The 24,192-nt window shown below is 64.7% G+C and carries 23 protein-coding genes; 15 read left to right on the top strand and 8 right to left on the bottom strand.

The window, feature by feature from the left end:
* Positions 1-430: 430 nt before the first annotated feature.
* Genes BLV07_RS37995 through BLV07_RS37985 form a run of 3 tightly spaced genes read left to right on the top strand, consistent with a single transcriptional unit; the run spans position 431 to position 3,509 of the window.
* Positions 431-883: a (2Fe-2S)-binding protein gene (locus tag BLV07_RS37995; protein WP_091896387.1), complete on the top strand. Its 453-nt coding sequence runs from the start codon at positions 431-433 to the stop codon at positions 881-883.
* 1 nt (position 884) lies between these two features.
* On the top strand, positions 885-3,197 hold the full coding sequence (locus BLV07_RS37990; RefSeq protein WP_091896383.1) for a xanthine dehydrogenase family protein molybdopterin-binding subunit: 2,313 nt from the start codon (positions 885-887) through the stop codon (positions 3,195-3,197).
* A gap of 54 nt (positions 3,198-3,251) precedes the next feature.
* Positions 3,252-3,509, top strand: coding sequence for a hypothetical protein (locus BLV07_RS37985; RefSeq protein WP_091896379.1), 258 nt, complete (start codon positions 3,252-3,254; stop codon positions 3,507-3,509).
* Between the two features lie 228 nt (positions 3,510-3,737).
* Here BLV07_RS37985 and BLV07_RS37980 read toward each other — a convergent pair whose 3' ends face one another.
* The 4 genes from BLV07_RS37980 to BLV07_RS37965 all read right to left on the bottom strand — a co-directional run bounded on the left by BLV07_RS37980 (position 3,738) and on the right by BLV07_RS37965 (position 7,943).
* Positions 3,738-5,465 carry a methanol/ethanol family PQQ-dependent dehydrogenase gene (locus BLV07_RS37980; protein ID WP_091896376.1) on the bottom strand — a complete coding sequence of 576 codons (1,728 nt, stop codon included), beginning with the start codon at positions 5,463-5,465 and terminating at the stop codon, positions 3,738-3,740.
* Positions 5,466-5,578: 113 nt separating this feature from the next.
* Entirely contained in the window at positions 5,579-6,232 is a 654-nt protein-coding gene (locus tag BLV07_RS37975; RefSeq protein ID WP_091896373.1) for a QcrA and Rieske domain-containing protein, read from the bottom strand.
* A 258-nt stretch (positions 6,233-6,490) separates the two neighbouring features.
* A complete protein-coding gene (locus BLV07_RS37970; RefSeq protein ID WP_091896370.1) occupies positions 6,491-6,955 on the bottom strand; it encodes a group III truncated hemoglobin in 465 nt (154 codons plus the stop codon).
* A 136-nt stretch (positions 6,956-7,091) separates the two neighbouring features.
* Complete coding sequence (locus BLV07_RS37965; protein WP_091896368.1) at positions 7,092-7,943, bottom strand: 3-hydroxybutyryl-CoA dehydrogenase; 852 nt, start codon at positions 7,941-7,943, stop codon at positions 7,092-7,094.
* 242 nt (positions 7,944-8,185) lie between these two features.
* Between BLV07_RS37965 and BLV07_RS37960 the strand changes: the two genes are divergently transcribed.
* From BLV07_RS37960 to BLV07_RS37940, 5 genes are all read left to right on the top strand, one after another.
* The gene (locus tag BLV07_RS37960; protein WP_502690282.1) at positions 8,186-8,524 is read left to right on the top strand and encodes an ArsR/SmtB family transcription factor; all 339 of its coding nucleotides are present in this window, start codon (positions 8,186-8,188) and stop codon (positions 8,522-8,524) included.
* Between the two features lie 11 nt (positions 8,525-8,535).
* Entirely contained in the window at positions 8,536-9,015 is a 480-nt protein-coding gene (locus tag BLV07_RS37955; RefSeq protein ID WP_091896362.1) for an ArsI/CadI family heavy metal resistance metalloenzyme, read from the top strand.
* A gap of 16 nt (positions 9,016-9,031) precedes the next feature.
* Complete coding sequence (gene arsC, locus BLV07_RS37950; protein ID WP_091896359.1) at positions 9,032-9,442, top strand: arsenate reductase (glutaredoxin); 411 nt, start codon at positions 9,032-9,034, stop codon at positions 9,440-9,442.
* A complete protein-coding gene (locus tag BLV07_RS37945; protein ID WP_091896356.1) occupies positions 9,442-10,146 on the top strand; it encodes an MIP/aquaporin family protein in 705 nt (234 codons plus the stop codon). Before arsC ends, BLV07_RS37945 begins: the two co-directional genes overlap by 1 nt.
* A gap of 160 nt (positions 10,147-10,306) precedes the next feature.
* Positions 10,307-11,005, top strand: a complete 699-nt coding sequence (locus BLV07_RS37940) for an ABC transporter permease (protein ID WP_091896353.1) — start codon at positions 10,307-10,309, stop codon at positions 11,003-11,005.
* On the opposite strand, the gene BLV07_RS37935 is transcribed toward BLV07_RS37940, so the two are convergent.
* Positions 10,979-11,788 carry an ABC transporter substrate-binding protein gene (locus BLV07_RS37935; protein WP_091896350.1) on the bottom strand — a complete coding sequence of 270 codons (810 nt, stop codon included), beginning with the start codon at positions 11,786-11,788 and terminating at the stop codon, positions 10,979-10,981. The genes BLV07_RS37940 and BLV07_RS37935 overlap by 27 nt on opposite strands.
* Positions 11,789-11,950: 162 nt before the next feature.
* Between BLV07_RS37935 and BLV07_RS37930 the strand changes: the two genes are divergently transcribed.
* The 5 genes from BLV07_RS37930 (at position 11,951) to BLV07_RS37910 (ending at position 17,501) form a co-directional block, all read left to right on the top strand.
* A complete protein-coding gene (locus tag BLV07_RS37930) occupies positions 11,951-12,250 on the top strand; it encodes a hypothetical protein (RefSeq protein ID WP_091896347.1) in 300 nt (99 codons plus the stop codon).
* Between the two features lie 312 nt (positions 12,251-12,562).
* A complete protein-coding gene (locus BLV07_RS37925) occupies positions 12,563-13,807 on the top strand; it encodes a hypothetical protein (protein ID WP_091896344.1) in 1,245 nt (414 codons plus the stop codon).
* 64 nt (positions 13,808-13,871) lie between these two features.
* Positions 13,872-14,147, top strand: a complete 276-nt coding sequence (locus tag BLV07_RS37920) for a TonB-dependent receptor plug domain-containing protein (protein WP_091896341.1) — start codon at positions 13,872-13,874, stop codon at positions 14,145-14,147.
* A gap of 169 nt (positions 14,148-14,316) precedes the next feature.
* Positions 14,317-15,201 carry a BJP family subclass B3 metallo-beta-lactamase gene (blaBJP, locus tag BLV07_RS37915; RefSeq protein WP_091896338.1) on the top strand — a complete coding sequence of 295 codons (885 nt, stop codon included), beginning with the start codon at positions 14,317-14,319 and terminating at the stop codon, positions 15,199-15,201.
* 290 nt (positions 15,202-15,491) lie between these two features.
* The gene (locus BLV07_RS37910; protein ID WP_091896335.1) at positions 15,492-17,501 is read left to right on the top strand and encodes a putative bifunctional diguanylate cyclase/phosphodiesterase; all 2,010 of its coding nucleotides are present in this window, start codon (positions 15,492-15,494) and stop codon (positions 17,499-17,501) included.
* A 7-nt stretch (positions 17,502-17,508) separates the two neighbouring features.
* Here the strand turns inward: BLV07_RS37910 and hutU are convergent, their stop codons facing one another.
* Genes hutU through hutI form a run of 3 tightly spaced genes read right to left on the bottom strand, consistent with a single transcriptional unit; the run spans position 17,509 to position 21,959 of the window.
* Entirely contained in the window at positions 17,509-19,179 is a 1,671-nt protein-coding gene (gene hutU, locus BLV07_RS37905) for a urocanate hydratase (RefSeq protein ID WP_091896332.1), read from the bottom strand.
* 9 nt (positions 19,180-19,188) lie between these two features.
* Positions 19,189-20,748, bottom strand: coding sequence for a histidine ammonia-lyase (hutH, locus tag BLV07_RS37900; protein WP_091896451.1), 1,560 nt, complete (start codon positions 20,746-20,748; stop codon positions 19,189-19,191).
* Complete coding sequence (hutI, locus tag BLV07_RS37895) at positions 20,745-21,959, bottom strand: imidazolonepropionase (RefSeq protein WP_091896329.1); 1,215 nt, start codon at positions 21,957-21,959, stop codon at positions 20,745-20,747. The genes hutH and hutI overlap by 4 nt, the downstream gene beginning before the upstream one ends.
* Positions 21,960-22,041: 82 nt before the next feature.
* Here hutI and BLV07_RS37890 point away from each other — a divergent pair, with 82 nt between their 5' ends.
* Both BLV07_RS37890 and hutC read left to right on the top strand, forming a co-directional pair.
* On the top strand, positions 22,042-23,400 hold the full coding sequence (locus BLV07_RS37890; protein ID WP_091896326.1) for a formimidoylglutamate deiminase: 1,359 nt from the start codon (positions 22,042-22,044) through the stop codon (positions 23,398-23,400).
* Positions 23,397-24,125 (top strand): histidine utilization transcriptional repressor HutC, encoded by a 729-nt coding sequence (gene hutC / locus BLV07_RS37885; protein WP_091896324.1) that lies wholly within the window; start codon positions 23,397-23,399, stop codon positions 24,123-24,125. Before BLV07_RS37890 ends, hutC begins: the two co-directional genes overlap by 4 nt.
* Positions 24,126-24,192: the final 67 nt, after the last annotated feature.

The raw sequence follows: 24,192 nt of genomic DNA, 5'->3' as shown, positions 1-24,192 counted from the left end.
GCTCTCCCTCCCTCGACTGAGGCATCCTGCTTCGTCCGTGCAGTCTTCCTGGCGGACGAAGCTTTTTTGGTTGCGCCCGTTTCGCAAGCAGCGCGGCATGAAGCCGCGCCCTGCTTTTGACAAACCATCGATGCAATCTTTCCGGGTGAGAACACTCGGCTGTGAACGCCGGGCCGGCGCGATCTCTGCTACGGTCGCGCCGTCACGATGCCGCGCGAAATGCAATCAAATAAGAACAACAATCAAATAAGAATAAAACGGGAGGTATCGAGCACATCCGGACATTGCGATTCGTATTCCTGCCGCCCGCCGGGATCTGTCCGCGCGGGATAACGCGGCCGGGATGCGGCGGCACGACGCGACCGGCATTGCACCCCGGTGGCGTCGTTAGTTTTGAATCGAACAGGCTTATGAAGAGCGAGGGACGATCATGATCAAGGTGAAGATCAACGGCCAGGAACAGAGCTGGGACGGCGACCCGGATCTCCCGCTACTCTGGTTCCTGCGTGACGAGGCCGGACTGACCGGCACCAAATTCGGTTGCGGCCAGGCCCTGTGCGGCGCCTGCACCGTCATCGTCGACAAGCAGGCCGTGCGCGCCTGCATCACGTCGGTGAACGACGTTGCCGGACGCGAGGTCACGACGATTGAGGGACTGCACCCTACCGGCGATCACCCGGTGCAGAAGGCCTGGCGCGAGCTCAACGTGCCCCAATGCGGCTTCTGCCAGGCCGGCCAGATCATGCAGGGCGCAGCACTCTTGATGGACAACCCAAAGCCCTCGCACGACCAGATTCGCGAGGCGATGTCCGGCAACATCTGCCGCTGCGGCTGCTACCAGCGCATCGAGAACGCCGTCCATCTCGCATCGACTGGAGTGTGACATGAATTTCATCGACAATCCTCGCAAGCTTCGCGGCTTCGAAAAGCACGTCAGGGTCGAGAAAGTCTCGCGCCGGAGCATCCTGAAGGGGCTCGGCATCACCGGCGGCTTCGTGCTTGCCGCGCCCGTGATGTCGCGCCAGGCGTTCGCCTATGAAACAGGCGCGGGAAAGATGCCGCACGGCGTCGTGGTCGATCCGCGGGTGTTCGTTTCGGTCGCGCCGGATGGCATCGTCACCATCGTCGGGCATCGTTCGGAAATGGGCACCGGCGTGCGCACCAGCCTGCCTCTGATCGTGGCCGAGGAGATGGAGGCCGACTGGTCCAGAGTCAAGGTGCAGCAGGCCCATGGCGACGAGGTCAAGTTCGGCAACCAGGACACCGACGGCTCGCGCAGCACGCGGCACTATCTGATGCCGATGCGCCAGATCGGCGCCTCCGCCCGCACCATGCTCGAGCAGGCCGCGGCCAAGCGCTGGGGCGTGCCGGCGACCGAGGTCAAGGCCGTCAATCACGAGATCATCCACAGCGCCAGCGGACGCAAGCTCGGCTTCGGCGAGCTCGCCGCCGATGCCGCCAAGGAATCGGTGCCTGCTATCGAAGGCCTCAAGCTGAAGAACCCCAAGGACTTCCGCTATCTCACCAAGGGCCAGATCGGCATCGTCGATCTCCACGACATCACCACCGGCAAGGCGCGCTACGGCGCCGACGTGCGACTGCCCGGCATGAAATATGCCGTGATCGCCCGCCCGCCGGTGACCGGCGGCAAGCTGGTCTCGTTCGATCCGGACGCGGCGCTGAAGATCGACGGCGTCGAGAAGGTGATGCAGGTGCGCGGCTGGCCATGGCCGTCGAAATTTCAGCCGCTCGGCGGCGTCGCCGTGATCGCGCGCAACACCGGTGCTGCGATCAAGGGCCGCGACGCGCTTAAGCTCGTGTGGGACGACGGCCCCAACGGCAAATACGACTCCGTCGCCTATCGCAAGGAGCTTGAGGAAGCCTCGCGCAAGCCCGGCCTCGTCCTGCGTCAGGAGGGCGATGCGGACGCCGCCTTGAAGAGCGCCGACAAGGTCATTGTCGGCGAGTACTATATCCCGCATCTCGCCCATGTCAGCATGGAGCCGCCGGTGGCGGTCGCCGACGTCAAGGGCGACAAGGCGGAGATTTGGGCGCCGGTTCAGAGCCCCGGCGGCACCCGCGAGGACGTCGCCAAGACGCTCGGCATTCCCGAAGGCAACGTCACCGTCAACGTCACACTGCTCGGCGGCGGGTTCGGACGCAAATCGAAATGCGACTTCGCGCTCGAAGCCGCGCTGCTCTCCAAGGAGCTCGGCGCGCCGGTCAAGGTGCAGTGGACGCGCGAGGACGACATCCATAACGGCTTCCTGCACACCGTCTCGGTCGAGCGAATCGAGGCCGGCCTCGACAAGACCGGCAAGGTGATCGCCTGGCGCCACCGCAGCGTGGCGCCTAGCATCGCCTCGACGTTTGCCGCCGGCACCGTGCACCAGGCCCCGTTCGAGATCGGCATGGGTCTCGTCGACATGCCGTTCGAGATCGCCAACATCTCCTGCGAAAATCCGGAGGCGGCCGCGCATACCCGCATCGGCTGGTTCCGGTCGGTCTCGAACATCCCGCGTGCCTTCGCGGTGCAGTCGATGGTCGGCGAGATCGCGCAAGCGACCGGCCGCGACCAGAAGGAGACCCTGCTCGCGCTGATCGGCAGCCCCCGCATCGTCAAGCCCGCGGTGAAGGACCTCTGGAACTACGGCGAGCCCCAGGACAGCTACCCGATCGACACCGCGCGCCTGCGCAAGGTGGTCGAGCTGGTCGCCGAGAAGGGCGAATGGGGCCGTCAGGTCCCGAAGGGCCACGGCCTCGGCATCGCCGTGCATCGCAGCTTCGTCAGCTACATCGCGACCATCGTCGAGGTCGCGGTCGACGACAAGGGCAAGCTGACCGTACCAAGGGTCGACACGGCGATCGATTGCGGCACTTATGTCAACCCCGAGCGCATCGCCTCGCAGATCGAGGGCGCCGCGATCATGGGGCTGAGCCTCGCCAAATACGGCGAGATCACCTTCAAGGACGGCAAGGTCCAGCAGAAGAATTTTGACGACTTCCAGGTCGTCAGGATCGACGAATCTCCTGTGGTGACCAACGTCTACATCGTGCCGCCCGGACCTGACACGCCGCCGAGCGGCGTCGGCGAGCCCGGCGTTCCGCCGTTCGCGCCGGCGCTGATCAATGCGATCTTCGCGGCGACGGGAAAGCGTATTCGCTCGCTTCCGATCGGCAAGCAATTGGAAGCGTGAGTCGGAACACAAGCGGCCTCGGGCCGTTTGCATCGATCTGACAGGAGCGGATCGATGACCAACATCTCAAAGGCGCTCACAGCCTCGCTGTCGGGCGCCTTTCTTTTGACGACCGCCGGCGCGTTCGCCCAGAGCAACACCGCCCCGCCGACCACGGCGACGCGCCCCACCGCGCCGGACCAGAACTCCCTGCCCAACGCCAACGCCCCGCCCGCCTCGACCAGCCAGACCACCGGGCAACGCAACCCTGATCCGAAGGTTCGGGATATGAACCAGAAGGAAAAGGACAAGGTCGAGCGCCAGGGCAAGTAGCGCTCCGAGTTTGGTGCACTGATGTTGCCACGCCGTCATGGCCGGGCTGGTCCCGGCCATCCACGACCTTTGTCTCAACACGAAGAACGTGGATGCCCGGGACAAGCCCGGGCATGACGAGATCGCGCCGCAAGGGCGTCATCACTTTAGCAAAAATGCGACGGACGTTGCCGTCCGCCGCATTCGCCACCCCCCGGCTGCTCCGCCTCTTTCGATCCGCCTGCGGAGCTATTTCTTCAGCGCGAACACCCAGATGACGCCACCCTGCGGGACGTTGGCTTCGATCCCGATGTTGTTGGTCGCAAGTGCATCCTGGATGCGCTGTGCGTCCACACCCCATCCCGACTGGATCGCGACATACTGCGTGCCGTCGATCTCATAGGACACCGGCATGCCCATGATGCCGGAGTTGGTCTTCTGCTCCCACAACAATTCGCCGGTCTTGGCGTTGAAGGCGCGGAAGTTGCGGTCGTTGGTGCCGCCGACGAAGACGAGATCGCCTGCGGTCGCCGTCACCGATCCGAACAGTTGCGACTTCGGAAAGTTGTGCTGCCAGACCTTCTTGCCCGTTGCGGGATCCCAGGCCTGCAGCTCGCCGAAATGATCCGCGCCGGGCTTCGCCTTGAGACCGATATCCTCCGGCTTGGTGCCGAGCCAGAGTTCGCCAGGCTTCAGCGCGACTTTCTCGCCGGTGAACCCACCGCAGAAATTCTCGTTGGCGGGCACGTAGACGAGGCCAGTCCTCTGGCTGTAGGCCGCCGACGGCCAATCCTTGCCGCCCCAGAGCGATGGACAGAACTCCACGCGCTTGCCGATCACCGGCTTGTGCGCGGGATCGACGATCGGCTTGCCGCTCTCCGGTTCGATGCCTTTCCAGACGTCCGTGGAGACGAACGGCCAGCCGGCGACATAGTTGATCTTGGTCGGCGTGCGCTCGAGCACCCAGAAGATGGCGTCGCGTCCCGGATGGACCAGGCTCTTGATGTTGCGGCCGTCGCGCTGCAGGTCGATCAGCATCGGCGCATCGACCTCATCCCAGTCCCAGGAATCGTTCTGGTGGTACTGATGATGGGTCTTGATCTTGCCGGTATTGGGATCGAGCGCGAGCACCGAGGAGGTGTAGAGATTGTCGCCGGGATGGGTTTCGCCGGGCCATGGCGCGGCGTTGCCGACACCCCAGTAGATCGTCTTGGTCTCCTTGTCGTAATTGCCCGTCATCCAGGCCGAGCCGCCGCCGTTCTTCCAGTCCTCTCCCCGCCAGGTGTCGTGACCGGGCTCGCCTTCGCCGGGGATGGTGAAGGTCCGCCACAACTCCTTGCCGTCCTTGGCATCGTAGGCGGCGACGTAGCCGCGCACGCCGAATTCGCCGCCGGAGCCGCCGACGATGACCTTGCCGTCGACGATCAGCGGCATCAGGGTCATGTACTGGCCCTTCCTGTAGTCCTGCACCTTGGTGTCCCACACCATCTTGCCGGTCTTGGCGTCGAGCGCGACGACGTGGTCGTCGGTGGTGGCGAGATAGAGCTTGTCCTCCCACAGGCCGACGCCGCGGCTGGTCGGATGCAGCTGGAACAGATCGTCGGGGAGCTGCCGCTTGTAGCGCCAGTATTCGTCGCCGGTCTTCGCGTTCAGAGCGATCACCTGCCCCATCGGGGTCGCCACGAACATCACGCCGTTGTTGACGATCGGCGGCGCCTCGTGGCCTTCGACGACGCCCGTAGCGAAGGTCCAAGCCGGCGTGAGGTTTTTCACGTTCGAGGCGTTGATCTGGTCGAGCGGACTGTAGCCTTGCCCGTCATACGTGCGCCGGTAGAGCATCCAGTTGCCAGGTTCCGGATTTTCCAGCCGTTGCGCGGTGACCGGAGAATAATTCTCGATCGGGCCTGATATGGCGGCGGTCGAGGCAAGACACGTGAAGGCGACGAAGCCGGACAGTAACCATGGCTTCCTGGTCATGGACGTTCCCCTTTTCATCCGTTTGAATTCTTGTTGTGAATTCTTGTCGTTCGTCCCGTCCGCCCATCGGCGGATGCGGCCTCTCGTGACGCGGGCACGGCCCGCACCGTCCGTCATCCTGGCTGCGCGCCACCTACCTTTCCGATGAAATTTCCGGCGACGCTGAGCGAACCGTCAGCGAGCGCCAGCGGCAGCGCTGCAAGCCGTCGCGGCGCCGGCCCGAACACGACCTGCGCGCCCGCGCGGGGATCGTACTCGGAGTTATGGCACATGCACTTGAACACCTCCTTGTCGCCGACATCGCTCTTCACCCAGGCGGTGACGGGACAGCCCGCGTGCGAGCAGATCGCCGAATAGGCGATGATGCCGTCGACGGCACGCGCGCGGGTCTTCTCATCAAGCTCGGCGGGATCGAGCTTGATGATCAGGATCTCGTTGAGGCGCGAGGCGCTGCGCACCACTGACGTGTTGGGATCCTTCGGCCAGGCATGGATAGGCGGTCCGCCGGCCGGCACATCGGCCGCAGTAATGAGTTTCCCCTCCTTGTCGCCTTCGGAGAAGACGAGCACGTCACCCTTTTGTGGCCGTTCGTCGGAGCCGGGCGGATCTTCACCCGCGCGCGCCTGCGGCGAACAGCCGAGGCAAGCGGTGCTCGCAAGCGCGCCGAGCAGCAGCGCTCGCCGCGTCTGCTCGACGCCCGCGTCGGCTTCGGGTTCTGTGGAATTCTCGGAGGATGCAGAATTGGGAGTGAACGATGAGCACGACATGCACACTAGCAGGCGCCGGAACTCTGCCGAAAACAAGGCGAAGAGTTGGCGCCGCAGTGCATCAATATGGCTTTGCTCGCTTTGATTGAGCGATAGTGAACGCAATCAAGCGCGTTTTCGCAATTTCAACGTCACGCCGCGCGATTGGCATGATGATTTTGCAGATCAGGCCGATGCTGTTGGAATTGGTGCACCGCGATCTCAGTCGCAACGCAAAAGCGAAGGAGCTGCGTATCTTGCAGACAGGCCGATCAGTCGTCAGGACCGGAGCACGTGACGCGGAGACGCGATACGGCCCGCGACTGTCGCCGACGCCATTTCGAAACTGTCGGCGATGCGCCGTGCCTTGTCGATGAAGAGCGCGGCCGCCGCCGGCGGGCAGACCTCGCGCGCAGTCTGCTCGAACAGGTCGAGCCAGCGATCGAAATGATCGCCGACCAGGCTCAGCGGCAAATGCGCCCGCATCGGCGAGCCATGATAGCGGCCGCTCATCAGGACGACCGACGACCAGAAATCCCTGAGCTTGACGAGATGCTCATCCCAGTTCTGGACGATCGCAAAGACCGGACCGAGCCGTGCGTCCTCGCGCACGCGTCCGTAGAAGCGGGTGACGAGTTCCCCGATCATCTCCTCGGTGATCCCGGTGCGCTCGATCGCATCCTGGGTCAGCAGATTCCGCCGCGCAGCCGCCGCCTCGCGCTCGGCCTTCAGTCGATCCGACATGCCCTTCGTTATCCGTTCCGATGTTCCCGCGAGCCGCCCATTCGACATTGTCGGGCCAATTGCGCGCGGCGTCTTTGTCGCAGCGCAAATTGCGGAATCTGGCGGCGACACTGAGTGCCTGCCGCCGATGCCTTCATCAGGCGCTATAGGTGTAGAAGCCCTGTCCGCTCTTGCGGCCGAGATGGCCGGCATCGACCATTTCCTTGAGCAAGGGGGCTGGACGGTATTTGGGGTCGTTGAAGCCTTTGTAAAAGACCTCCATCACCGAAAGCATGGTGTCGAGGCCGACGAGATCGGCCAGCGCCAGCGGCCCGATCGGATGGTTGCAGCCGAGCTTCATGCCGGCGTCGATCTCTTCCGCCGTCGCGATCCCTTCCTGGAGCGCGAAGATCGCCTCGTTGATCATCGGACAGAGGATGCGGTTGACGGCGAAGCCCGGGCTGTTCTTCGCCGTGATCGCCACCTTGCCGACGCGCTTGGCGAAATCCAGCGCCTTGGCGTGGGTGTCGTTGGAGGTCTGCAGGCCGCGGATGAGCTCGAGCAGCGCCATCACCGGCACGGGGTTGAAGAAGTGCATGCCGATGAACCGGTCGGGACGATCGGTCGCCGCGGCGAGCTTGGTGATCGAGATCGAGGAGGTGTTGGTCGCAACCAGCGTGCGCGGCGACAGCGTCGCGCAGAGGTCCTTCAGGATCTTGACCTTGAGCTCCTCGTTCTCGGTCGCCGCCTCGATGACGAGGTCGCAATCCGACAGCTTCGACCGGTCGGTGGTGCCGGTGATGCGCTTGAGCGTCGCCTCACGATCGGCAGCCGACATCTTGTCCTTCTTGACCAGCCGCTCGAGGCTGCCGCCGACGGTCGAAAGTCCGCGGTTCACCGCAGCATCGGAAATGTCGACCATGACGACCGAAAGCCCGGCCGCCGCGCAGACCTGCGCGATGCCGTTCCCCATGGTCCCTGCCCCGATGATGCCAACGGTTTGGATCATTGCCTCACATCCTTCATTCTTGGGGGCTAGGACGGCCCAGCCCTGTTGTTCCTGCACCAGGGTCTAGCACCCCCACCGGGCGGGTGCGACCTGATCGTGCCCCTTCCATAAAGCATCCGAGGCGGGAATAAAGCGCCAAGCGCTGAACGGCGGCGACCGACCGTCAAATCGAGATTGGGCTGGACCCACCACAATCTCGATTGACAGCCGCTCGTTATTTCCATAATCGTTGAAATATGGAAATGAACGATGCCGTCGCGGCGCTCGCCGCGCTTGCACAGGACAACCGTCTCGAGGTCTTCCGCCTGCTGGTGCAGGCCGGCCCCGACGGCATGACTGCCGGCGCGGTCGCCGAAACGCTGGATCTCGCCCCCAACACGCTGACCTTCCATTTCGACCGGCTGCGGACGGCCGGACTCGTGACCGTCCGGCGCGAGGGACGCTCGATGATCTATGCGGCGCGGTTCGAGACCATGAACGCGCTCGTCGGTTTCCTGACCGAGAACTGCTGCGGCGGCGTGTCGTGCGCTCCGGCCACGCCTTCGAAACCCGCGCGAAAGCGCAGCAAAGTGCCAGCCTGAAAGGACCGACCATGAAGCGCCTGCACGTTCACGTGTCCGTCGAGGATCTCTCCCACTCGATCGGATTCTACTCGGCCTTGTTCGCCAGCGAGCCCTCGGTCGTGAAATCCGACTATGCCAAATGGATGCTGGAAGACCCTCGCGTGAATTTTGCGATCTCGACGCGTGGCCGCGCGGCTGGCCTTGACCATCTCGGCATCCAGGTCGAGACCGGCGAGGAACTCCAGGAAGTCTATGCGCGGCTGCGCCGGGCCGGCGGCAACGTGGTCGAGCAAGGGCAGACCACCTGCTGCTATGCCAAGTCGGAGAAATCCTGGATTGATGATCCAGCCGGCATCGCCTGGGAAACCTTCTACACCACGGGCGAGAGCACCGATTACGGCGACGGCAGCGGCGAGAACCGGGCGCGGGTCGCTCACGAGAAGCAGGAGCAGCAATCGGCCTGCTGCGCGCCGCAGGCAGCGCCCAGGGCGTCGCAGGCGTGCTGCTGAGCACGAGGATTCCACCATGGATGCGATCATCTATCACAATCCCGATTGCGGCACCTCGCGCAACACACTGGCGATGATCCGGAACGCCGGCATCGAGCCGCACGTGATCGAATACCTGAAGACGCCGCCATCGCGGACGCTGTTGCAGCAGCTCATCGCGCGTATGGGAATTTCGGTGCGCGAGGCGGTTCGCGAGAAGGCGGCGCCCTATGCGGAGCTCGGGCTCGACAACGCGGCGCTGACCGACGATCAGCTGCTCGACGCCATGATGGCGCATCCAATCCTGATCAACAGGCCGATCGTAGTGACGCCGAACGGCGTCAGGCTCTGCCGCCCCTCCGAACGGGTGCTCGATCTGCTGCCGGCGCAACAAGGCGAATTCGTCAAGGAAGATGGCGAGCGCGTCAGGCTCGATCGCGGCGCCTAATGCCGGGCCTGGGACAGCGTGCCTTCGCCGAATCGCTAGGGACGGCGTTTCTGCTCGCCGCCGTCGTCGGCTCCGGGATCATGGCGCAAAAGCTCGCCGGCGGAAACGTCGCGCTGGCACTGCTGTGCAATACGATTGCCACGGGCGCAATCCTCGTCGTGCTGATCCTGATGCTCGCTCCGATCTCGGGAGCGCATTTCAATCCAGCGGTGACACTGGCCCTGGCTTTGCGCGGCGAAACGTCATGGACGGACGCCGCGATCTATCTTGTCGCTCAGGTGGGCGGCGGCATCGCCGGTGTTGAGATCGCACATCTGATGTTCGAGCTTCCAGTTCTCCAGCGTTCGCTCACGGAACGCGCCGGCGCCGGACAATGGCTGGCCGAGGCCGTGGCGACCTTCGGCCTGCTGTCGACGATCCTTGGCGTCCGGTATCGGACACCCGCCGCGGTTCCTTACGCCGTCGGCCTCTTTATTACTTCGGCTTACTGGTTCACGTCATCCACGTCGTTCGCCAATCCTGCGGTCACCATCGCCCGCGCACTGTCTGATACGTTCGCGGGTATCGCCCCGCGAGACGTGCCAGGCTTCATCGCCGCTCAATTCGTCGGGGCAGTTCTTGCCGTTGTGCTGGCGCGCTGGCTTTGGAGCCCAGCCTCTGTAAAGCCGAACGCCGCCCAGACCGCGTCGGGAAAGCCTGCATAACGCGGCACTTGACGGTTATTTTCCGCTAAATCGCCTGTCCAAATCGTCTCGCCCGAGTATTCTGTCGATGTCAAAAGACTCGCAGAGACCAATCCGTGATGCGATTGCGCGATATCGACGATCCCGACGCATCCTGCCCGACGCGAAAGCGTCCGGCCGGATGAACGATTTCGCACGATCCACCGGTGCCGCCTTCACGCTGATCGGCGAAGCCGACGCCGAACTGCTCGGGATCGTCGCCTTGTCGGTGCGCGTCAGCCTGACCGCGAGCATCGTCGCGCTGCTGATCGGTGCACCATTCGGAGCCCTGCTTGCGATCACGCGCTTCCGCGGACGTCAGGTCATCATCATCCTGACCAATGCCTTGCTCGGCCTTCCGCCGGTCGTGGTCGGGCTCGCGCTCTACCTCCTGCTGTCGCGGTCCGGCCCGCTCGGGGCGGGAGGACTATTGTTCACGCCGACCGCCATGGTGATCGCGCAGACGCTGCTCGCGACGCCGATCGTGGTGGCGCTGGTGCACCGTCCGGCCAGCCTACTTTGGGCGGAGTATGGCGATCTGGCGCGGATCGACGGACTGTCCGCCCTGCGCAGCATGGCACTGCTGTTCGCGCTGGGACGGACCTCGCTGTTGACGGCCTTTCTCGCGGCTTTCGGCCGCGCCATCGCGGAAGTCGGCGCCATCATCATCGTCGGCGGCAACATAAGGGGCTTCACCCGCACGATGACAACCGCGATCGCGCTGGAGACCAGCAAGGGCGACCTGCCGCTGGCGTTGGGGCTCGGGCTGATCCTGCTCGCGCTCAGCGTCGCGGTGTCGACCATCGCATTCTTGCTAGTGGGACGCGTTGGGGAAAAATAGCTGCTCGCCGCCCACCTTATAGCCGGCGATCGCATCCTGCCCCTTCGATGAGATAAGCCAGTCGATGAAGGCCTGCCCGTCCTTCGCCTTGACGTTCGGATGCTTTGCCGGATTCACCAGCATGACGCCATACTGGTTGAACAGTCGCTTGTCGCCCTCGGTCAGGATGGCAAGTTCGCCCCTGTTCTTGAACGAGAGCCAGGTGCCCCGGTCCGACAGAAGATAGGCATTCGACGACGAGGCCATGTTGAGCGCCGGTCCCATGCCCTGGCCGATCTCCCGATACCAGCCGTCCTTGCCGGCCCCAATGTCGACACCCGCTTCCTTCCACAATCGCAGCTCGGCCGCGTGGGTGCCGGATTTGTCGCCGCGCGAGATGAACGGCGCTTTCGCAGCCGCAATCTTGCGCAGCGCATCAGTGACCTCCTTGCCGCCGGCGATCTTCGCGGGATCGCTCTTTGGACCGACGATGACGAAGTCGTTGTACATGACGTCGAAGCGCTTCACGCCCTGGCCTTCGGACATGAACTTGTCCTCGGCAGCCCTATCATGAACGAACACCACGTCGGCATCGCCGCGCCGCCCGATGTCAAGAGCCTGGCCGGTGCCGACGGCAACGACCTTCACCTCGATGCCTTCGGTCTTCGAGAACAGCGGCAGCAGATAACCGAACAGCCCCGACTGTTCCGTCGACGTCGTCGAGGCCACGGTGATGGTGCGATCCTGCGCGAAAGCGATGGTGGACCAGAGCAGAACCGCTCCGATGGCGACAATCCTTCTCATACGTCCTCCCCAAAACGAATGATGAGGGTCTTGAATAGCCGCTGGCGATGAAGACGGGAACCCCGACGTTAGGCCGCAGAGAGTTGAAGAGATGGCGACAGATCGGCAGGAACGTCGTTGGCGGAGGCGGATTGTCCGGGATGCCAAGTCAAGGAGAATCCAATGAAGAAGATCATTCTGGCATCCGCGTGCATCATGGCGCTGGCGACCGGTAGCGCCTTCGCGCAGACACAACCTGCTCCAGGCGCATCCAGTCAGGGCGAGGTTGGTCCCTCTTCGCGGGGGCCCGCGACCAAAGGCATGACGACGGGCCGCGCATCGAACATGCAGAACGAGGCCAGCGACAGCAAGGGCGCACAGTCGCCATCCGCAGGTGGCACCAAAACGAATAACATGGGCAGCCAGGCCGGCAGCGGCGCGGGTTCTGGCAGCGGTGCAGGCTCCGGTTCCGGCGGGAAATAGCGCGAGAGAGGACGTTGCAGCTTCATTGGGGGTTCGCTGCCAAGCACGAGCCCCCCACTCATGCCGATCGCTAACCACCGCTATTCGCACGTTTGGCGTCCGCTTCGGAATTTTCTCTTCCAGTTGAAGCGGCGGCCGTCACCAGACGATCGCGCGATGCGCACGATGGCGCGCGGATGTTCTGCAATTGGTCCCACCTAGATTGACATCGGTGTGACGGCCGGGGCAGTTTTTCACATTGCTGACGAATCAGCGATTGCCTCACGCCGAGTACCTCTTGGACAACTCCCAGTGCTTTCGAGACTGATATCGTTGCTGCGCCGCATCCCTGCGGTGAAATGGGCGTTCACCCGGCTTCGGCCCCCGCCGCACAGCGGCAGTGTCGACGTCGCACCGAGTGCCGCAAGCGACTCACCCGCCGTCACCACCGACATTGCAGAAGCAGCTCCGTCTCTCGACACCGGCCTCAGCACCGCTCCGTGCTGCAGCGACGCCGAGATCGCGGTCGCGACTCCGGTGGCAGGGAATGATACCGTCAGCGCGGAAAGCCCGTCGGCAGCGCCAATTGATATCGACGTCGGCGACCACCCAGCCCTGGAGACGCCGGTAGACGTCGAACCGGTCGTCGTCGAAGAAGTTGCGGTCTCGTCGGCCGAGAGCGAGCCGGTTGATGCTCCTGAAGTCATAAGCAACGATCCGCCCGCAGAACTCCCAGCGAACCCTGAACCCGCCGTCGTGGAAGAGACAGCGGTCGCAACCGCCGCCGTCGAGGTCGAGCCGGTCGATGTTCCCGAGCCCCTCGTCAACAGCGATCCAGCTTGCGAACTCCAGGCCAACGTCGGACCCATCGCGGAGGAGGCGCCGGTCGCGGCCGCCGAGGTCGCGATTGCGGCGGCTGACGCACCCGTTCTCATCGTCAACGATGACACCTCCACCGGCCTCGCAGCAGATGTCGAGCTGGCCGTCGTGGACGATTCGCGTGTCGCGCTTGCCGATAGCGAAGTCTCGGCGGAGGATATTGCCGAGAGCAGCATCGACAGGGCTGCGTCTCCCAGTGTCGCCGTAGAGATCGAGCCCGGCTTCGCCGGCGATTCCGCGCTTGTCGCAACGATCGTCGCAGCGGACGCTTCCGCCAACACACCGATCGTCCTCACGGATGTCGCGCCGGAGCCGATCCTCGAGTCTCCCGCTGCGAAGACACTCAGCACGCGGAAGCCTCGGCCAAAGGTCGCAGAGCCCACCGACCGCGCCGCGTTGATCCGGCAGCGCTGGGCCGAGACCGGGATCAGGATGTGGAATCCGCGCCTGCACGGCACCGGCGATGCCACTCTCAACATCCAGGGCAGTGTCGGACTGCTGCCGCCGGCGCCCGGCGAGACGATGCCGCGCTACGACAAGCTGGAATTCAGGATGCTCGGCGGGCAGATCGTCTGCGAGGGCGTCATCGTCGAGGCGCCTGCGCATGCGAGTCAGCGCAGCTTCACCCGGCTCGCCGAGCCCGGGAAACACGACCGCGCCCGCGAGCCGATGCGGGAGCGCCAGGTCGCCCTCGCCTGATCCTTTCTTCTGCGGCACACCGATGCGATGTGCTAGGTTGATGTCCCGACATGGGAGATCGCATATGCGCGCAAGGTCATTGTCTCTGATCCTGATCGCCGCCTTCTGCATCTCGCAGCCCGCTCTGGCCGCGGGCAAACGGCCACGTCATGCGTCTGCTCCTGCCACCGATCCGGCCGCGCCTTACAAGGCCGATCGGCTCTCTTCCTCGCACGGCGAGACGATCCTCAACACGCCCGGCCAGACCACCGTGCTGACGCGGCAGGTCCTCGACGACATGAACGCGACGAGCCTCCGGGACGCCATGCGCTCGACCGCCGGCGTGACGATCGGGCGCTAGGCGTCTCGCACCGCTTTCGGCCGACCGGCGTTGTTCCCGCGCGGCACATCCATATTTCCAGGCACGAAGCAGTTGCCCGCAACGCCGGCCACGACGTAACTTGCGCACCGGTCGAGCCACACGAGTTCCGCGCCCGATCAAACGACAAGAACACTGTGGGAGGCAAACTATGACGAAGCTCGCGGCCGCGCTGTGCGCGCTGGCATTGTTCGCAACGGGCGCGCAGGCGCAGACCATCAAGGATTTCCTGGCGACGGCCATGCAGAAGTGGACAGCGCCGTTCGAGCCGTTCCAGCTCATCGGCAACATCTACTATGTCGGAACCGGCGGCATCGCCGTCTACGTCATCAAGACATCGCAGGGCCTGATCCTGATGGATACCGCGATGCCCCAGTCGACCGGCATGATCAAGGACAATATCGCAAAGCTCGGCTTCAAGGTTTCCGACATCAGGATCATCCTCAACACGCATGCGCATCTCGACCACACTGGCGGTTTTGCCGAGATCAAGAAGGAGACCGGCGCGCAGCTGATCGCCGGCGAGCGCGACAAGCCGCTGCTCGAAGGCGGCTACTATCCCGGCGACGAGAAGAATGAGGACCTCGCCTTCCCAGCGGTGAAGGTCGACCGCACGGTGAAGGAAGGCGACAAGGTTACGCTCGGCGACGTCACGCTGACGGCGCATGCAACGCCCGGCCACTCGCCGGGCTGCACGAGCTGGGAGATGAGCGTCAAGGACGGCGATCAGAACCGCGAGGTGTTGTTCTTCTGTAGTGGCACGGTTGCGCTGAACAGGCTGGTCGGTCAGCCGACCTATCCCGGCATCGTCGACGACTATCGCGCGACATTCGCCAAGGCCAAGGCGATGAAGATCGACGTGCTGCTCGGGCCGCATCCGGAGGTCTATGGCATGCAGGCCAAGCGCGCCCAGATGAAGGACGGCGCGCCGAACCCGTTCGTCGCGCCGGGGGAGCTTACAACCTACGTCACCGGCCTGTCGGAGGAGTTCGACAAGCAACTCGCCAAGCAGACGGCCGCGCTGGAGAAAAAATAGCGGCTATCAAACGCCGCACCACACCGTCGCCCGAATGGAGGCGTGGTGCGGCATACGTTATGCCGCCGCACATGGTTAGCAGAACGTAGCCGCACGGCGTTGACCGGCGGCGAAGCGCCCGGCTCTGCCGCCGCAACATCCTTAACAGACCCTCACCAATGCACGCCGACGGAAAATGCCGCAGTCACGTGCAACCTGCGCTGGCTTTTCCCGCGGAACCCACCTAACGCGACCTTTACCCGCGCCATGCAAGATCGCCCGGTTTTGAAGGACCCGGGGCGCGTATTGCAATGCCTGTTGCCGATTTGAAGTCTCATCTCGCCGCCGCGATGCGGCTGTTTCGCGTGCCCGCCGACAACCCGGATCTGACACGCGCGCAGTTCGACGCCTTCTCCAAGCAGGTCCCGCTCCTCTACTTCCTACTTATGAGCAACTCGATCGCTGTCGCCTACACCTATGTGAACGTGGCGCCGGACTGGCTCACGATGATCGTGCCTTCTGTGCTGACCGTGCTCGCAGCGCTCCGTACGTTCTGGTGGCTGCGTCAGCGCCACCTCGTGCGCAGCGATGCCGACATCCTGCGCAATCTGCGCGCCACCAACTGGCTGACACTGCCGATCGGCGCCGGCTTCACCGTCTGGTCCTTCGCGCTCTACCCCTACGGCGATCCGTTCGCCAAGAGCCAGGTCGCCTTCTACATGGCGGTCACCGTGATCGGCTGCATCTTCTCGCTGATGCATCTACGCTCGGCGGCGCTGATCGTGACGCTGATCGTCGACGTGCCCTATGTGTTGTTCTTCTTCGCTACGGGCGAGCCGACGCTGAAGGCGATCGCCGTCAACAATTTGCTGGTCTCGGGCGCGATGGTCACGGTGCTGTTCATCTACTACCGCGACTTCGCCGATCTCGTCGCGAGCCGCAAGTCGCTGCTTGCGCAGCAGGCGGCGACACAGGCGCTCTCGGACGAGAACTTCCGCCTTGCCAATCTCGATTCCCTCACCGAGCTGCCGAACCGCCGCCGCTTCTTCGCCGAGCTGTCGAGCGCCTTTACCGATGCCGAGCGCAGGAGCGTTCGCGTCGCGGTCGGAATCATCGACCTCGACGGTTTCAAGCCGATCAACGACAATTACGGCCATACTGTCGGCGACCGCGTCCTGATCGAGGCGGGCCGCCGCATCCGCGAAGTCTGCGAGGGCTTTGGCCCGCAGCGCGTGGAATTTGCAAGGCTCGGCGGCGACGAGTTTGGCCTCGTCGTGTGCGGCGATCCCGATGATGCCGATCTGATGCGGCTCGGCGAGCGCATCGGTAACCAGGTCAAGCTGCCCTACCAGCTCGACACCGCCCATACCGGGCTGTCCTGCTCGATTGGTTTTGCCCTGCTCCCGACCTCGGCGACGACGTCGGAAGCGCTTTATGAATGCGCCGACTACTCGCTGTATCATGCCAAGCGCCATCTGCGCGGCCGCACCGTGATCTTCTCGCGCGAGCTCGAGGCCGAGATCCGCAGCCGCGGCGTCATCGAGAATTTGCTCCGCAGTGCCGATTTCAGCACCGAGATGGACCTGGTGTTCCAGCCGATCGTGGACGCCATGAGCGAGCACACCGCCGGCTTCGAAGTCCTGGCGCGTTGGCATAGCTCGCGCCTTGGTCTGGTGTCCCCGGCCGATTTCATTCCGGCTGCCGAGCGCATCGGCCTGATCCGGCCGCTGACGCAGGCGCTGCTGGTTCGCGCGCTCGCGACCGCCAGGACCTGGCCCAACCAGATTCGCCTGTCGTTCAACCTCTCCGCGCACGATGTCTGCGCGGCCGAAGGCATTCTGCCGCTGATCGCCATCATCGAGAAGAGCGGGCTGCCGCCGCACCGGATCGATTTCGAGATCACCGAGACCGCCGTCACTTTCGACTTCGTGCGCGCGCAGCAGTCGATCGCGACGCTGAAGGCGATGGGCTGCGGCATTTCGCTGGATGATTTCGGCACCGGCTATTCCTCACTCAGCCACGTGCACCGGCTGCCGCTCGACAAGATCAAGGTCGACCGCAGCTTCGTCGCCGACATCAACGACAATCCCGTGAGCTACAAGATCATCAAATCGCTTACGGGCCTGTGCGACGACATGGAGATCGCCTGCGTCGTCGAGGGCGTCGAGACTCGTGCTCAGCTCGACACCCTGCGCCGCCTGGGGTGTGACTTCATCCAGGGTTATTATTTCGCAAAGCCCATGCCGGCCGATGCGATCGGCGACTATCTCGCCAAGGAACAGCTGCGCCTCGACGGCGCCGGCGCCAAGGTCGTGGCCTGAGGCGCGGCTACTTCGCCAAGCTCGGCAGATCGAGACCCTTGTCACGGGCGCAGTCGATCGCAATGTCATAACCCGCGTCGGCATGGCGCATCACGCCGCTGGCGGGATCGTTCCAGAGCACGCGTTCGATACGTTTTGCGGCTTCCGGCGTGCCATCGGCGACGATCACCATTCCGGCGTGCTGCGAATAGCCGATGCCGACGCCACCGCCATGGTGTAGCGAGACCCAGGTCGCACCGCTGGCGCAATTGAGCAGCGCGTTCAGCAAAGGCCAGTCGGATACCGCGTCCGATCCATCCTTCATCGCCTCGGTCTCGCGGTTGGGGCTTGCCACCGAGCCGCTGTCGAGATGATCGCGGCCGATGACGATCGGCGCCTTCAATTCGCCGCGCGCCACCATCTCGTTGAAGGCAAGGCCGAGCCGATGGCGATCGCCGAGGCCGACCCAGCAGATCCGCGCCGGCAGGCCCTGGAACTTGATGCGCGCCTTGGCCATGTCGAGCCAATTGTGCAGATGCTTGTCGTCAGGCATCAGCTCCTTGACCTTGGCGTCGGTCTTGAAGATGTCCTCGGGATCGCCCGAGAGCGCGGCCCAGCGGAACGGCCCGACGCCGCGGCAGAACAGCGGACGAATATAGGCCGGAACGAAGCCTGGGAAATCGAAGGCGTTCTTCAGGCCCATGTCCTGCGCCATCTGGCGGATGTTGTTGCCGTAGTCGAGCGTCGGGATGCCCTGCGCGTGGAAATCCAGCATGGCCTTCACGTGCTCGACCATCGACGTCTTCGAGGCACGCTCGACCGATTTCGGATCGGCGGCGCGCTTGGCTTCCCACTCGGCCAGCGTCCAGCCTTTCGGCAAGTATCCGTTGATCGGATCATGCGCGCTGGTTTGGTCGGTGACGATGTCGGGCTTGACACCGCGGCGGACCAGCTCCGGGAATATCTCGGCGGCATTGCCGAGCAGGCCGACCGAGACCGCTTTCTTCGTCTTCGCGGCCTCTTCCATGATGGCAAGCGCTTCGTCGAGGGTTGCGGCCTGGCGATCGAGATAGCCGGTGCGTAAGCGCATCTCGATGCGGCTCGGCTGGCATTCGACCGCGAGCATCGAAGCGCCGGCCATGGTCGCGGCCAGCGGCTGCGCTCCGCCCATGCCGCCGAGGCCGGCGGTGAGAATCCATTTGCCGGCGAGGCTGCCGCCATAGTGGCGACGACCGACCTCGACGAAGGTCTCGTAGGTGCCCTGCACAATGCCCTGGCTGCCGATATAGATCCAGGAGCCCGCAGTCATCTGGCCGTACATCATCAGGCCCTTCCGATCGAGCTCGTTGAAATGATCGAGCGTCGCCCAGTGCGGCACGATGTTGGAGTTCGCGATCAAGACACGCGGCGCGTCGGCATGGGTGCGGAAGACACCGACCGGTTTTCCGGATTGGATCAGCAAGGTCTGGTCGTTTTCGAGCTTGCGCAAGGCCGCCGTGATCCGGTCGAAGCTCTCCCAGTCGCGCGCGGCGCGGCCGATGCCGCCATAGACGACGAGCTCGCTCGGCCGCTCCGCCACATCGGGATCGAGATTGTTCATCAGCATGCGCAAGGGCGCTTCCGTCAGCCAGCTCTTGGCGCTGATCTCGCTGCCGCGGGGCGCGCGGATGGTACGGTCATTGTCCAGTCGGCGGTTCATGCGGACCTCTTAGTCAAGTCTCGGAAACGGATCGGATGGAAGTGCAGTGATCGCGATGGCCGGCAACGCGTCGGCCTCGATCAGCGCAGCTGCCTTGGCGAGATCGCCTGCCATGTAGCGGTCGGCACCGAGTGCGGGCACTTGTTCACGAAGCGCGGCAATGACAGCAACGAGCGGCGCGCTGGTCGCATGCGGCGCGCGCAGCGTGATGCCTTGGGCGGCAACCAGGAGCTCGATGCCGAGAATGGCGGTGAGATTGTCGGCCATGTCGGACAGGCGCCGCGCGGCATGTGCGGCCATCGAGACGTGATCTTCCTGGTTGGCGCTGGTCGGCGTCGAATCGATCGAGCAGGCGAGCGCGCGCTGCTTGTTCTCGGCATAGAGCGCGGCCGCCGTGACCTCGGCGATCATGAAGCCGGAATTGAGGCCGGGGTCGGGCGTCAGGAACGGCGGCAAGCCGAAGTTGAGCGCGGGGTCGACCAGCGTCGCGATGCGCCGCTCGCTGATCGCGCCGATCTCCGATAGCGCGAGCGCAATCGCGTCGGCGGCAAAGGCCACCGGCTCGGCGTGGAAATTGCCGCCGGAGACGATCTCGCAGGTCTCGACCAGCACCAGCGGATTGTCGGTGACGGCGTTGGCCTCGATGATCAGCGTGCGCGCCGCCTGCGTGATCAGGTCGAGCGCCGCGCCCGCGACCTGCGGCTGGCAACGCAGGCAATAAGGGTCCTGCACGCGCTCGTCGCCTTCGAGATGCGACAGGCGGATGTCGCTGCCGTCGAGCAGCGCCGTTAGCGTCGCGCCCGCCGCGATCTGCCCGGCATGACCGCGCAGCGCCTGGATTTCGGGACGGAACGGCGCCGTCGAGGCCATCGCCGCATCGACTGACAGCGCCCCAGTGACCAGCGCGGCGCGAACGAGGCGAAATGCGCGCAGCACGCCGGCGATGGCATAGGCGGCCGAGAACTGCGTGCCGTTGATCAGCGCGAGGCCCTCTTTGGGGCCAAGCGTCAACGGCGCGAGACCGGCGGCCTTTAGTGCCTCAGCGCCTGATACAGTTTTCCCGTCAACGATCGCCTGCCCTTCGCCGATCATCACCGCCGTCATATGCGCTAGAGGTGCAAGATCGCCGGAGGCGCCCACGGAGCCCTGCTGCGGCACCAGCGGATAGACACCCTGCGCCAGCATGTCCTGCAGCTGCTCGATCACCTCGCGGCGGACGCCGGAGGCGCCGCGGCCGAGCGAGACGATCTTCAGCGCCATCATGAGCCGCACGATCGATTCGGGTGTCGCGGGGCCGACGCCGCAGCAGTGCGAGACGATCAGGTTGCGCTGGAGCAGCGCGGTCTGGTCCGGCGGAATGCGCTTCGACGCAAGCTTCCCGAAGCCGGTGTTGATGCCATAGACCGGGACATCCGCGCACGCGGCTCTTGCGACGATCTCCGCCGCGGCTTCGACGCGCGGCCAGAACGAGGGATCGAGCACGACGGGCGCACCATCGAGCACACACGCGAGATCATCGAGACCGACCGTGCCCGGTCTGACGACGATCGCTGTGTCCTGCTCCGTCACTGCCCCCTCCATACCCGCCCGTACAGCGGATTGAAGCCGATGCGGTAGACCAGCTCGGCCGGCCGCTCGATGTCCCAGATCGCGAGATCGCACCATTTGCCGGCCTCCAACGTGCCGGTCTCATCCAGCACATCAAGCGCCCGCGCCCCCTCGCGCGTCACGCCGGCAAGGCATTCGGTCACTGTCATCCGGAACAGGGTCGCCCCCATGTTCATCACGAGCAGCAGCGAGGTCAGCGGCGAGCTGCCCGGATTGCAGTCGGTCGCCAGCGCCATGTGCACGCCAAGCCTGCGAAACGTCTCGACCGGCGGCTTTTGCGTCTCGCGGATGAAGTAGAAGGCGCCGGGCAGAAGCACCGCCACCGCTCCGGCCTTCGCCATCGCGGCAGCGCCGGCTTCGTCGGTGTGCTCGAGATGATCGGCAGAGAGCGCCGAGAATTTCGCGGCAAGCGCAGCACCGCCGAGATTCGAGAGCTGATCGGCATGGAGCTTGACCGGCAGTCCAAGCCCCCTCGCCGTCTCGAACACCCGCTCGGTCTGCTCGGCGGAGAACGCTATGCCCTCCATGAAGGCGTCGACCGCGTCGGCAAGGCCAGCCTTGGCCACCGCGGGGAGCATCTCCCTGCAGACCAAATCGATGTAGCGATCCTTGTTGCCCTCCGCCTCCGGCGGCAGTGCATGCGCGCCGAGGAAGGAGGTGCGGATCGCAACCGGCCGCTGGCCACTGAGGCTGCGCGCGGCGGCAAGCTGACGCATCTCGGTTTCGGTATCGAGGCCGTAGCCGGACTTGATCTCGACCACGGTTGCGCCCTCGGCGATCAACGCATCGAGCCGCGGCAGCGCGCCTGCGACGAGCTCGGCCTCGCTCGCCTTCCGCGTCGCAGCCACCGTCGAGACGATGCCGCCGCCGGCGCGCGCGATCTCCTCGTAACTCGCCCCCTTCAGGCGCAGCTCGAACTCGTGCGCGCGGTTGCCCCCATAGACCAGATGGGTATGGCAATCGACGAGGCCGGGCGTGATCCAGCGTCCCTCGCAATCGATCCTCTCGGCCGCATCGGCATCCGACGGAAACTCGGTCTGCGCACCCGCATAGACGATACGGCCGCCGCGCGTGGCGATTACGCCCCGCTCGATCTCGCCAAGGTCAGGACGGTCAGCCCGCATCGTGGCGAGCCGGGCATTGTGCCAGATCCGGTCGAAGCGCTCTGCCATGCAACGGCCCCTTCGTGGGATGCTTGACTTATATGTCTAGACATATAATCGTGGGGCGGTTCTGTCCAGCCGGCGTGTAATCATGACCCGACTGCATTTCGCCTCCGCGCTCCTGCCCTCGGGCTGGGCCAATGACGTGCAGGTGGTCGTCACCGCCGGCGCGATCGCGGCGGTGACGCCGAATGTGGCGCCGGCGACCGGCGACGAGCGCCACGCCATCGCGCTTCCGGGATTGGCGAGCCTGCACAGCCACGCGTTCCAGCGCAGCATGGCGGGCCTCGCCGAGTTGCGCGGCGACAGCACCGATACCTTCTGGACCTGGCGCGAGACGATGTATCGCTTCGCGCTGGCGATGACGCCGGATGACGTCGTGGCGGTCGCGACGCTGCTCTATGTCGAGATGTTGGAGCAGGGTTTTACCCGCGTCGGCGAATTCCACTATCTCCATCATGATCGCGATGGCTCGCCCTACGCTGATCTCGGCGAGATGGCCGCGCGCATCGCACAGGCTGCCGAAGCTTCAAGCATTGCACTGACACTGCTGCCGAGTTTTTATGCGCATGGCTCCTTCGGCGGCGCAGCGCCGCATGGCGGCCAGCGCCGCTTCATCTGCTCGGTCGATCAGTTCGCCGCCCTGATGGCTGCATCACGGACGGCCATCGCAACATTGCCGGGCGCCAATATCGGCATCGCGCCGCACAGCTTGCGCGCGGTGACGCCGGACGAACTCGCCGCGATCATTCCGCTGGCCGATGGCGGACCGGTGCACATTCATGCCGCCGAACAGGTGAAGGAAGTCGAGGATTGCCTGGCCTGGTCGAGCCGGCGGCCGGTGCAATGGCTGCTGGAGCACGCGCCCGTCGATCAACGCTGGTGCCTCATCCACGCCACCCACACGACGGATGAGGAAGTCACTGCATTCGCCAAGACCGGCGCGGTCGCGGGTCTCTGCCCCATCACCGAAGCAAGCCTCGGCGACGGCATCTTTCCGGCGCGCGAATTCCTCGCCGCCGGCGGCGCATTCGGTGTGGGCACCGATTCCAACGTGCTGATCGGCGTCGCCGACGAGTTGCGCCAGCTCGAATACGGTCAGCGTCTGAAGCATCGTCAGCGTAACGTACTCTCCAGCGGCGCGGGGCGCTCGACCGGACGCACGCTGTTCGATCAAGCGCTCGCGGGCGGCGCGCAGGCGATGGCACAGACGACCGTCGGCCTCGCGCCGGGTGCGCGCGCTGACATCGTCACGCTCGACACGGCACATCCGTCGCTGGCGGGGCGCGCACGCGACGCCATCATCGACGGCTGGATCTTCGCGGCCGGCGGCGGCGCGATCGATTGCGTCTGGGCCGGCGGCGACAAGGTCGTCGAGAATGGCCGGCACAAGCTGCGCCAAGCCGCACGGGAGCGCTTCAACGCCTCCATCCGGAGGCTCGTCGCATGAGCCTCGCGACCGATGCGAGCGACAAGCCCACGCTCTACAAGCGAATCCGCGCCGATATCGAAAAGCGCATTTTGACCGGCGAATGGCCGCCCGGGCATCGCATCCCCTTTGAGCACGAGCTGGTCGCACGCTACGGCTGCTCGCGCATGACAGTGAACAAGGCGCTGTCGGAGCTGGCGCAGGCCGACCTGATCGAGCGACGGCGGCGCGCCGGCTCCTTCGTGCGCCGCCCGCTGCACCAGTCCGCCGTGCTCAAGATCGCCGACATCCGCGCCGAAATCATCGCGCTCGGCCGCGCTTACGGCTACGAGCTGATCGGCCGCAAGCTGCGCACGGCGACCGCCGCTGACCGCGACCGCCTCGGCGTCAAGAAGGCCGGCAAGGTGGTCGCGATCGCCTGCCGGCACAGCGCCGACAACGTGCCCTTCGCCGTCGAGGACAGACTGATCGATCTGTCGTCCGTGCCGAATGCTGCGACCGCGGATTTCTCGCGCGAGCCGCCGGGCTCGTGGCTGCTACATCATGTGCCATGGACGGAGGCCGAGCATACCATCAGCGCCATCGTTGCGGATGATCGCGCGGCGAAGGCGCTCGACATCGCAATCGGCGCGCCCTGCCTCGTGATCGACCGCTATACCTGGCGCAGCGCGCGCACCATCACCGCGGTGCGGTTGCTTTATCCCGGTGACTCTCACCGCCTTGTCGCCCGATTCAAGGGAGGCTGAGAGAATAATGTCGGCACAGTTCGTGCAATGCTTCGGGCAACGGTCCAAATGGACCGACAAGGATCAA

The organism is Bradyrhizobium sp. Rc2d (assembly GCF_900099855.1).
GTDB lineage: Bacteria > Pseudomonadota > Alphaproteobacteria > Rhizobiales > Xanthobacteraceae > Bradyrhizobium.
Note: the sequence above shows the minus strand (reverse complement) of the source record. Positions and strands in the feature narration are given on the sequence as shown.